We start from the raw sequence: 11,373 nt of genomic DNA on the forward strand, positions 1-11,373 counted from the left end.
CACGCCCATAAGCGCCGAGTTACCGAAGTGGGCCGCCATGAGTGAGAACAGTGCTACACGAGTGCTCGAAGACGAACAGATTCGAGCATCGGATTTGCGCCCGCTGCTAGCCGCGATGACCGCCGCCCGGGACGGGGACTTCTCCAAGGTGCCGGAATCCGGCCATGGGCTGGTGGCCGAACTCGCCACCGTCTTCAACCAGATCATGGACCGCAGCAATCACTTCAACACGGAAGTGCAGCGCGTACGACGCGAGCTGGTCCGGCACGGCAGACTCGACGAACGCCTCTCGGCAAGCCCCGGCCAGGGCGCCTGGACGTCCCGGGTCGACGAAGTGAACCAGCTGCTGGACGCCCTGGTGGCCCCGGCCGCGAACGCCACGCGCGTGCTGGACGCGGTGGCCGGCGGCGACCTCACCCAGCGGGTCGATCTGCACGACGGCAACCGGCAGTTGCGCGGTGATCTACGACGGCTCGGCCGGGCCGTGAACAAGATGGTCGACCAACTCTCCCTGTTCACCGGCGAGGTGACCCGCGTCGCCCGGGAGGTCGGCACCGAGGGGCGGCTCGGCGGACGGGCCAAGGTGACCGGTCTGTCGGGCAGTTGGCGGGATGTCACCGAGGCGGTCAACACCATGGCGTCCCGGCTGACCGCCCAGGTGCGTGACATCGCCCTGGTGACCACGGCCGTGGCCCGCGGCGACCTGACCCGCACGGTCACGGTCGAGGCGACCGGTGAGCTGCTGGAGCTGAAGCTCACCGTGAACACGATGGTCGACCAGCTGTCGGCCTTCGCGGACGAGGTGACCCGCGTGGCCCGCGAGGTCGGCACCGAGGGGCAGTTGGGCGGGCGGGCGCAGGTGCGGGGCGTGTCCGGCGTCTGGAAAGACCTCACCGACAACGTCAACTTCATGGCGTCGAACCTGACTTCACAGGTCCGCAACATCGCCCAGGTCACCACCGCCGTGGCCAACGGCGACCTGAGCCAGAAGATCACGGTGGACGCCCAGGGCGAGATCCTGGAGCTGAAGTCGACCATCAACACGATGGTGGACCAGCTCTCCGCCTTCGCCGACGAAGTCACCCGCGTGGCCCGCGAGGTCGGCACCGAAGGAAACCTCGGCGGCCGGGCCCAGGTCCGCGGCGTGTCCGGCGTCTGGAAAGACCTCACCGACAACGTCAACTTCATGGCCGACAACCTGACGTCCCAGGTGCGGAACATCGCCCTGGTGTCGACGGCCGTCGCCCAGGGCGACCTCGGCAAGAAGATCACGGTCGAGGCGAAGGGCGAGATCCTGGAGCTGAAGTCCACGATCAACACGATGGTCGACCAGCTCTCCGCCTTCGCCGACGAAGTCACCCGCGTGGCCCGCGAGGTCGGCACCGAAGGAAACCTCGGCGGCCAGGCGCAGGTCCGCGGCGTGTCCGGCGTCTGGAAAGACCTCACCGACAACGTCAACTTCATGGCGTTGAACCTGACTTCACAGGTCCGCAACATCGCCCAGGTGACCACCGCCGTCGCCAACGGCGATCTCTCCAAGAAGATCACCGTCGACGCGCGCGGCGAGATCCTCGAACTGAAGGACACCGTCAACACGATGGTGGAGCAGCTGCGCGCCTTCGCCGACGAGGTCACCCGCGTCGCCCGCGAGGTCGGCACCGACGGCCGGCTCGGCGGACGTGCCCAGGTGCTGGGCGTCTCCGGCGTCTGGCGGGACCTGACGGACAACGTCAACTACATGGCCGACAACCTGACTTCGCAGGTGCGGAACATCGCCCAGGTGACCACCGCCGTGGCCAACGGCGACCTCTCCAAGAAGATCGACGTGGACGCACGCGGCGAGATCCTGGAGCTGAAGACCGCCATCAACACGATGGTCGACACCCTGTCCTCCTTCTCCTCCGAGGTCACACGGGTGGCCCGCGAGGTGGGCAGCGAGGGCCAACTCGGCGGCCAGGCCCGGGTGGAGGGCGTCTACGGCACCTGGAAGCGCCTGACGACGAACGTGAACGAACTCGCGTCGAACCTCACCACCCAGGTCCGCGCCATCGCCGAAGTGGCCTCCGCCGTGGCCCAGGGCGACATGTCCCGCTCGATCACCGTGGAGACCCAGGGCGAGGTCGCCGAGCTCAAGGACAACATCAACCTGATGGTGGCCAACCTCCGCGAGACGACCCGCGCGAAGGACTGGCTGGAGTCCAACCTGGCCCGCCTCGCCGCCCTGATGCAGGGACACCGGGACCTGATGGAGGTCGCCGACCTGATCCTGCGCGAGCTGACCCCGCTGGTGAACGCCCAGTACGGCGCGTTCTTCCTGGCCGACCCGGAGGAGGACAGCGCGACCCTGCGCACCACCGTGCCCGCGAAGGGACTCGCGTTCATCGCCGGCTACGGCTCGGCCCAGGGCGCGACCGTCGACACGGGCGGCATGCCGGTGCACGGGCTGGTCCGCCAGGCGGCCCGCGAGCGGAAGCGGATCCTGGTGGAGGAGGCCCCGCCGGACTACATCAAGATCAACAGCGGGCTCGGCGAGGCCGCCCCGAGCAGCGTGGTCATCATCCCGATCCCCTTCGAGGACAAGCTCCTCGGCGTGATCGAGCTGGCGTCCTTCTCCCGCTTCTCCGACGTCCACCTCGCGTTCTTCGACCAGTTCGTGAACACCATCGGCGTCGCCATCAACACCATCATCGCCAACTCCCGCACCGAGTCCCTGCTCGGCGAGTCCCAGCGCCTCGCCATGCAGCTCCAGGAGCGCTCGGACGAACTCCAGATGCAGCAGGCGGAGTTGCAGCGCTCGAACGCCGAACTGGAGGAGAAAGCGGCCCTGTTGGCCACCTCGTCCCAGTACAAGTCCGAGTTCCTGGCGAACATGTCGCACGAACTGCGCACCCCGCTGAACTCCCTGCTGATCCTCGCCCGGCTGCTATCGGACAACCCGGACGGCCATCTCTCCGACCAGGAGGTCCAGTTCGCGACGACGATCCACCGCTCCGGATCGGACCTCCTGCAACTGATCAACGACATCCTCGACCTGTCGAAGATCGAGGCGGGCCGGATGGACGTACGCCCGAAGAAACTGCCGCTGATCAAGCTGCTCGACTACGTCCACGCCACCTTCCGCCCGCTCACCCTCGACCGCGGGCTGTCCTTCGAGGTGGCGGTCGGCGACGACGTGCCCCACGAGATGTACTCGGACGAGCAGCGGCTCCAGCAGATCCTGCGCAATCTGCTCTCCAACGCGATCAAGTTCACCGCGACCGGCCGCGTCGAACTGCGCGTCAGCCGGGTCAAGGACCCCGAGCACCAGTACGTCCGCGACACCGACGAGGTGATCGCCTTCGGTGTCTCGGACACCGGCATCGGTATCGCGCCGGAGAAACTCCCGGTGATCTTCGAGGCGTTCCAGCAGGCCGACGGCACCACCAACCGCAAATACGGCGGCACGGGACTGGGGCTGTCGATCAGCCGGGAGATCGCCGGCCTGCTGGGCGGCCGTATCGTCGCCGAGAGCGAGCCCGGCAAGGGGTCCACCTTCACGTTGTACGTCCCTGTCGTCAGCCCCGGCCACTCGGCGACCGGACCGGTCCCCGAGAGCCGTCCGCTGCCGATGCCGGAGCAGCTGTCGGCCGAGCCGTACACCACGCACGAGCCCGTCGACAACTGGCCCACACCCACCAAGCTGGAGGAGTGGAAGTCCGGCCGGGCGGGTCAAGTGCTGCCCGGGCGGCGGGTGTTGATCGTCGATGACGACATCCGCAACGTCTTCGCGCTCACCCATGTGCTGGGCCGCGTCGGAATGCCCGTGCTGTACGCGGAGAACGGCCGCGAGGGCATCGAGACCCTGGAGCGCAACCCGGACGTCGAACTCGTCCTGATGGACATCATGATGCCGGAGATGGACGGCTACGAAACCATCTCCGCCATCCGCCGCACCCCCCGCTGGACGGGCCTGCCCATCGTCGCGCTGACCGCGAAGGCGATGCCGGGAGACCGCGAGAAGTCCATCGCGGGGGGCGCCAACGACTACGTCCCCAAGCCCGTCGACGTCGATCAGTTGCTGACCGTCGTCTGCGCCCTCCTTGATCCGGAGGGCGTGAGCGTCCGGCAGACCGAGGGCGATACGGAGACAGCAGTACCGGAACCGTACACGGCAGGGGAGGCCGCGGTTCCGCCGACTACCGAGTGAGGCACAGTCATCATGAGCGCTGAGGCAACGACCGACGAGCGCGCCAACATCCTCCTGGTGGACGACATGGAGGACAACCTGATCGCGCTGGAGGCCGTCCTGGGGTCCCTCAACGAACCGCTCGTACGCGCGCGTTCGGGCGAGGAGGCGATGAAGGCGCTGCTGCGGCAGCAGTTCGCCCTCGTCCTGCTCGACGTCCGCATGCCGGGCATGGACGGGTTCGAGACCGCCGCGAACATCAAACGGCTCGACCAGACCAAGGACGTCCCCATCATCTTCCTGACGGGCGCGGAGGACGACTCCGGCTACGCCTTCCGCGGCTACGCCACCGGCGCCGCGGACTACCTGACGAAACCCTTCGACCCCTGGGTCCTACGAGCGAAGGTCAGCGTCTTCCTGGACCTGCACCGCAAGAACCGGCAGCTGGAGAAGCTGAGCGGGGAGGTGAGCACCCGACTGGCCGTACTGGAGGAGCACTTGGCAGGGGGCGACCCCACGGACAAGGCGACACTGTTGAGGCAGGTAAGAGAGCTACGTGAACTGGTGAACAGGGGCCGCACGTCCTGACCTAGGGGCGCGGGGAACTGCGCGACAAGCCACAACGGACCCGCGGCCGCCACACAGCCCCCCGCCACCCCCTACGCCTCGCGAGAGCCCTCGTACATCTCCTCGATGAGGTACTTGTACTCCCGCTCCACAACCGGCCGCTTCAACTTCAGGCTCGGCGTCAACTCACCGTGCTCGACATCGAGATCCCGCGGCAGCAGCCGGAACTTCTTGACGGTCTGCCACCGCTGGAGCCCCTCGTTGAGCTGCTTCACATACCCCTCGATGAGAGCCACCGTGGCGGGCGCGGCGACGACTTCCTCGTACGACTTGCCCTCCAGGCCGTTGTCCTTCGCCCAGCCCATGATCGACGGCTCGTCGAGGGCGATGAGGGCACTGCAGAAGTTCCGGTCGGCGCCGATCAGCACGATGTTCGAGGTGTACGGGCACACCGCCTTGAAGCCGCCCTCGACCTCGGTCGGCGCGACGTACTTGCCACCGGACGTCTTGAACAGGTCCTTCTTGCGGTCGGTGATGCGCAGGTAGCCGTCGGGGGACAGCTCGCCGATGTCGCCGGTGTGGAACCAGCCGTCCGCCTCGAGCACCTCGGCGGTCTTCTCGGGCAGCCCGTGGTAGCCCTCCATGATGCCGGGGCCGCGCAGCAGGATCTCGCCGTCGTCGGCGATACGGACCTCCGTGCCGGGCAGCGGCTTGCCGACCGTGCCGGTGCGGTAGGCCTCGCCGGGGTTCACGAAGGAGGCGGCGGAGGACTCGGTGAGGCCGTAGCCCTCGAGGATGTGGATGCCGGCGCCGGCGAAGAAGTAGCCGATCTCCGGTGCCAGGGCCACCGAGCCGGAGACACAGGCCCGCAGATTGCCGCCGAAGGCCTCGCGCAGCTTGGCGTAGACGAGCGCGTCGGCGACCTTGTGCTTTGCGGCGAGCCCGAAGGGCACGGAGTGGTTGCCGGTGCGGCGGAAGTTGTCCTGGGTGGCCTTGGCGTACTCGCGGGCGACCTCGGAGGCCCACTGGAAGATCTTGTACTTGGCGGGACCGCCCGCACGGGCCTTGGCCACGACGCCGTTGTAGACCTTCTCGAAGATCCGCGGCACCGCCGCCATGTACGTCGGCTGCACCACCGGCAGATTCTCGATGATCTTGTCGACGCGACCGTCGACGGCGGTGACGTGTCCGACCTCGATATGGCCGGACGTGAGCACCTTGCCGAAGACGTGTGCCAGCGGCAGCCACAGGTACTGCACGTCCTCGGGATACACCAGCCCGGTCGCGGCGATCGCCTTCGCCATGTAGGACCAGTTGTCGTGCGGGAGGCGGACGCCCTTCGGGCGGCCCGTGGTGCCCGAGGTGTAGATGAGGGTGGCGAGCTGGTCCTTGGTGATCGCGCCGACCCGCTCCTTGACCAGGTCGGGGTTCTTCTCCAGGTGGGCGGCGCCCCGGCGCTCCAGTTCGGCGAGGGTGAGCACCCAGTCACCGGTTTCGACGCCGGCCGGGTCGATGACCACGACATGGGTGAGCTCGGGCAGCTCGGCGCGCTTCTCCTGCGCCTTGGCCAGCTGCTCGGCGTTCTCCGCGACGAGCACCCGGCTCCCGGAGTCGGAGAGGATGAACGCCGACTCCTCGGCGTTGGTCTGCGGGTAGATCGTGGTCGTGGCGGCGCCCGCGCACATGATGCCGAGGTCGGCGAGGATCCACTCGATCCTGGTGGCGGAGGCCAGCGCGACGCGCTCCTCGGGCTGTACGCCCAGTTCGATCAGTCCGGCGGCGATCGCGTAGACCCGCTCGGCGGTCTGTGCCCAGCTCAGCGACTTCCAGTCGTCGGCGCCCTGCCCGGTGGCCGGGGGTACCGGGTAGCGGTATGCCTCGGCATCCGGCGTGGCGGCCACCCGCTCCAGGAAGAGGCCCGCGACGGACGGCGGACGGTTCTCGATCAAGGTCTGTGTGTCGCTCACGACATCCTCCGGGGCCCGCGACTGCGCGGCTGGCTCATTGCGGCTGTTTTCACTGCTGCTGCTTCACTCGCAAGCTGTTGTTTAACTCGCGAGTAACTACCGAGCAGAGATCAGAGTAGAGCGCGACCGGCCGGTGCGTAAGAGGCTGCGGCCTGTCACTTCCTGGATCGAGGAGCCGTACGGACGCGCAGGGGCCCGTCGCGCTGTGACGCGACGAGCCCCAATTTTCGCGGGTGACGGCGGACTATTTCTTGCCCTTGCCCGAACCGGCGTTCTCTTCGCTGGACAGGACGGCGATGAAGGCCTCCTGAGGAACCTCCACGGAACCCACCATCTTCATCCGCTTCTTGCCCTCCTTCTGCTTCTCCAGCAGCTTCCGCTTACGGGAGATGTCACCGCCGTAGCACTTGGCGAGGACGTCCTTGCGGATGGCGCGGATGGTCTCGCGGGCGATGACCCGGGAGCCGATGGCGGCCTGGATCGGCACCTCGAACGCCTGCCGCGGGATCAGCTCGCGCAGCTTGGCGACGAGCCGCACCCCGTACGCGTATGCGGCGTCCTTGTGCGTGATGGCGGAGAAGGCGTCCACCTTGTCGCCGTGCAGCAGGATGTCGACCTTGACCAGGCTGGAGGTCTGCTCGCCGGTGGGCTCGTAGTCGAGGGACGCATAGCCGCGGGTCTTGGACTTCAGCTGGTCGAAGAAGTCGAAGACGATCTCGGCGAGCGGCAGGGTGTAGCGGATCTCGACCCGGTCCTCGGAGAGGTAGTCCATGCCGAGCAGGGTGCCGCGCCTGGTCTGGCACAGCTCCATGATCGAGCCGATGAACTCGGTCGGCGCGAGGATCGTGGCGCGTACGACGGGCTCGTACACCTCGCTGATCTTGCCCTCGGGGAACTCGCTCGGGTTCGTCACCGTGTGCTCGGTGCCGTCCTCCATGAGCACGCGGTAGACCACGTTCGGAGCGGTGGCGATGAGGCCGAGGCCGAACTCGCGCTCCAGCCGCTCACGGATGACGTCGAGGTGGAGGAGCCCCAGGAAGCCGACTCGGAAGCCGAAGCCGAGGGCGGCGGAGGTCTCCGGCTCGTAGACGAGCGCGGCGTCGTTGAGCTGGAGCTTGTCGAGGGCCTCGCGCAGCTCGGGGTAGTCGGAGCCGTCGAGCGGATACAGGCCCGAGAACACCATCGGCTTGGGGTCCTTGTACCCGCCGAGCGCCTCGGTCGCCCCCTTGTTCAGGGTGGTGATCGTGTCACCGACCTTGGACTGACGGACGTCCTTCACGCCGGTGATGAGATAGCCGACCTCACCGACGCCGAGACCGTCGGCCGACTTCATCTCGGGGGACGAGACACCGATCTCCAGCAGCTCGTGGGTCGCGCCGGTGGACATCATCCGGATCCGCTCGCGCTTGTTGAGCTGGCCGTCGATGACTCGGACATACGTGACGACGCCCCGATAGGAGTCGTAGACGGAGTCGAAGATCATCGCGCGGGCGGGCGCATCGGCGACACCGACCGGGGCCGGGACCTCGGCGACGACCTTGTCGAGCAGCGCCTCGACGCCGAGTCCGGTCTTGGCGGAGACCTTGAGAACGTCCCCGGGGTCGCAGCCGATGAGGTTCGCGAGCTCCTCGGAGAACTTCTCCGGCTGGGCGGCCGGCAGGTCGATCTTGTTCAGTACGGGGATGATCTTGAGGTCGTTCTCCATCGCCAGGTAGAGGTTGGCGAGGGTCTGGGCCTCGATGCCCTGAGCTGCGTCGACGAGGAGGACGGTGCCCTCGCAGGCGGCGAGCGACCGCGAGACCTCGTAGGTGAAGTCGACGTGCCCCGGGGTGTCGATCATGTTGAGGATGTGCGTGTTGCCGGGCTCATGAGTCGGAGCCCAGGGCAGACGCACCGCCTGGGACTTGATCGTGATGCCGCGCTCGCGCTCGATGTCCATACGGTCGAGGTACTGAGCGCGCATCTGCCGCTGCTCGACCACCCCGGTCAGCTGGAGCATCCGGTCGGCGAGCGTGGACTTGCCGTGGTCGATGTGCGCGATGATGCAGAAATTGCGGATCAGAGCCGGGGCGGTACGGCTCGGCTCGGGCACATTGTTAGGGGTCGCGGGCACGCAGGGTCCTGTCTCTTGAGGCGCCTTATGCCTCGGGTCGGATCGATACGTAGGCTCCATGGTCCCACGGGCGGCGACCGGAGACCGGTTTGGGCCGCTCGCCGGGCCACTGGTACTCTGGGTGGCTGTGTCTCATGCCCTTTCTGCAGGAGACACTCCCTCAAGAAATCACCGGCACGGGTCCCGCGTGGCCCCGTGCCAGAACCTGAGAAGGCTCATTCGTGGCGAACATCAAGTCCCAGATCAAGCGGATCAAGACCAACGAGAAGGCCCGGCTGCGCAACAAGGCCGTCAAGTCCTCCCTGAAGACCGCGATCCGCAAGGCCCGCGAGGCCGCTGCCGCGGGTGACACCGAGAAGGCCACCGAGTACCAGCGCGCTGCTGCGCGTCAGCTCGACAAGGCCGTCTCCAAGGGCGTCATCCACAAGAACCAGGCCGCCAACAAGAAGTCGGCGCTGGCTTCCAAGGTCGCTGACCTCAAGGGCTGACACTTGATTTGATCGCCGGAGGGAATCGAGCGGGCCCTCTCTCATCCGCTCCCGTCCGGCACCCCGAGCCTGTACGCGGCCTGCGTTCGCCACGCGGGTACGGGCTCACTGTCTTGAACCGAAGGCCCCGGCACCTCACCCTTCCCCAGGGCGGGTGCCGGGGCCTTCGGTATGCGCCGGCCTGTACAGCGGTTAAGACCAGAACGCGTTGCTCCTGTCGATGTCCGCGATGCACTCGTCGAGATCGCTGATCTTGTCCCCGACGACCCGGAAGACGATCGCACCGTCCTCGTCGATGCTCTTGCCCTGACGCTCCGCGCGGAAGCGATGCACGGCGACCGCGTGCCCGCGGCCGTCGACAAGGATGCTGCGCAGCTCGACCTGCATCGAGCCGGCCGTCTCCTCGAAGAGCCGCCCGTACATGTCGATGACCGCGTCCTGCCCCTTGAAGTCGCCCGACAGCGGGTGGCTGCCTGGTACGTGGTGCGTGCAGTCCGACGTCATCAGCCCCCGCAGGGCGTCCATGTCACCGCGGGTGAAGGCTTCGTAGCCCTTGCGGACGAGAGTTGCGTGCGGGTGTTCAGCCATGCCAGTCGCCACCTTTCCGTTCTATCGGCGATCTACGGCTGATACGCCCGATTCTCCTCTCTTCGTGCTACGCCCGCCCCCTGGACCGAGCGGCCCGCGCAATCGCGACAACCGCCTTCTCCAGGGCGTACTCGGGATCGTCCCCGCCGCCCTTCACTCCCGCGTCCGCCTCGGCCACGGCCCGCAGCGCGATGGCGACCCCGTCCGGCGTCCACCCCCGCATCTGCTGACGCACCCGGTCGATCTTCCACGGCGGCATGCCCAACTCGCGCGCCAGATCGGCCGGCCGGCCACCGCGCGCCGAGGACAGCTTCCCGATCGCCCGCACGCCCTGCGCGAGCGCGCTGGTGATCAGCACCGGAGCCACGCCCGTCGACAACGACCACCTCAGCGCCTCCAGCGCCTCAGCGGCCCGCCCCTCGACGGCCCGGTCGGCGACGGTGAAACTCGACGCCTCGGCCCGCCCCGTGTAGTACCGCCCGACGACGGCCTCGTCGATCGTCCCCTCGACATCGGCGACCAGCTGGGAGACGGCGGAAGCGAGCTCCCGCAGGTCACTGCCGATGGCGTCGACGAGCGTCTGACACGCCTCGGGCGTGGCCGACCGCCCGAGTGCCCGGAACTCACCTCTGACGAAGGCCAGCCGATCCGCCGGCTTCGTCATCTTGGGACACGCGACCTCCCGCGCCCCGACCTTCCGCGCGGCGTCGAGCAGCCCCTTCCCCTTGGCCCCGCCCGCGTGCAGCAGCACGAGGGTGATCTCCTCGGCGGGCGCCCCGAGATAGGCCTTCACGTCCTTGACCGTGTCGGCGGACAGGTCCTGCGCATTCCGTACGACCACGACCTTCCGCTCCGCGAAGAGCGACGGACTGGTGAGCTCGGCCAACGTCCCCGGCTGAACCTGGTCCGATGTGAGGTCACGTACATCCGTGTCGGCGTCGGCAGCCCTGGCAGCGGCCACCACCTCCTGCACGGCACGGTCGAGCAGGAGATCCTCCTGGCCCACGGCAAGCGTGACAGGGGCGAGAGGGTCGTCTTGTGCAGTCTTCCTGGCCATCGCGACAAGCATGTCACGGGGCACTGACAACGGGGGATGCCAGCCGGTCGGCAGGCAGGCGGGCAGGCGGGCAGGCGGGCAGGCAGCCGAGCCGTCAAGCTACGGGCAGCCAGCCGCCAGTCTGCGGGCATTCGTGCCGCCTAGGGCGGCTCCCGACCCAAAGAAAAGGCGGCGGCAACCCGTCAGCGCCGGGCTGCGCGATCCACCCCGCCCAGCCCCAACCCCGCGCACCCTCAAGGCAAGCCCGACCCGCACGCACCCCGCCGGCAAAGCACAGCGCAGCGCTACGGCTCCCCCCCCCACCCCCCCCCCCCCCCCCCCCACGCCCCCACCCCCGCCGGATCCAACCGCCCCTCCTCATCCCGCAGAACAACAAGCCACTGCGCATCCTCGGCATCGTCCTCACCGGCCAGCGCATCCCGCACCAG

7 protein-coding genes are annotated in these 11,373 nt (G+C 67.9%); 3 read left to right on the plus strand and 4 right to left on the minus strand.

Annotation, left to right across the window (positions count from 1 at the left end; translation table 11 throughout):
- Window positions 1–115: 115 nt before the first annotated feature.
- A complete protein-coding gene (locus tag KCH87_RS30495; protein ID WP_247197037.1) occupies window positions 116–4,186 on the plus strand; it encodes a HAMP domain-containing protein in 4,071 nt (1,356 codons plus the stop codon).
- Between the two features lie 12 nt (window positions 4,187–4,198).
- On the plus strand, window positions 4,199–4,753 hold the full coding sequence (locus KCH87_RS30500) for a two-component system response regulator (protein ID WP_210589642.1): 555 nt from the start codon (window positions 4,199–4,201) through the stop codon (window positions 4,751–4,753).
- Window positions 4,754–4,824: 71 nt separating this feature from the next.
- On the opposite strand, the gene KCH87_RS30505 is transcribed toward KCH87_RS30500, so the two are convergent.
- Window positions 4,825–6,699, minus strand: a complete 1,875-nt coding sequence (locus tag KCH87_RS30505) for a long-chain fatty acid--CoA ligase (RefSeq protein WP_210589644.1) — start codon at window positions 6,697–6,699, stop codon at window positions 4,825–4,827.
- Between the two features lie 244 nt (window positions 6,700–6,943).
- A complete protein-coding gene (gene lepA, locus KCH87_RS30510; protein WP_210589646.1) occupies window positions 6,944–8,812 on the minus strand; it encodes a translation elongation factor 4 in 1,869 nt (622 codons plus the stop codon).
- Window positions 8,813–9,033: 221 nt separating this feature from the next.
- On the opposite strand from lepA, the gene rpsT reads away from it, so the two are divergent.
- Window positions 9,034–9,300, plus strand: a complete 267-nt coding sequence (rpsT, locus tag KCH87_RS30515; RefSeq protein WP_210589649.1) for a 30S ribosomal protein S20 — start codon at window positions 9,034–9,036, stop codon at window positions 9,298–9,300.
- Window positions 9,301–9,492: 192 nt separating this feature from the next.
- Here rpsT and KCH87_RS30520 read toward each other — a convergent pair whose 3' ends face one another.
- Both KCH87_RS30520 and holA read right to left on the minus strand, forming a co-directional pair.
- The gene (locus KCH87_RS30520) at window positions 9,493–9,888 is read right to left on the minus strand and encodes a nuclear transport factor 2 family protein (RefSeq protein ID WP_210589652.1); all 396 of its coding nucleotides are present in this window, start codon (window positions 9,886–9,888) and stop codon (window positions 9,493–9,495) included.
- Window positions 9,889–9,955: 67 nt separating this feature from the next.
- Window positions 9,956–10,945: a DNA polymerase III subunit delta gene (gene holA, locus KCH87_RS30525; RefSeq protein WP_210589653.1), complete on the minus strand. Its 990-nt coding sequence runs from the start codon at window positions 10,943–10,945 to the stop codon at window positions 9,956–9,958.
- Window positions 10,946–11,373: the final 428 nt, after the last annotated feature.

This window comes from Streptomyces sp. GESEQ-35 (assembly GCF_017948485.1).
GTDB lineage: Bacteria > Actinomycetota > Actinomycetes > Streptomycetales > Streptomycetaceae > Streptomyces.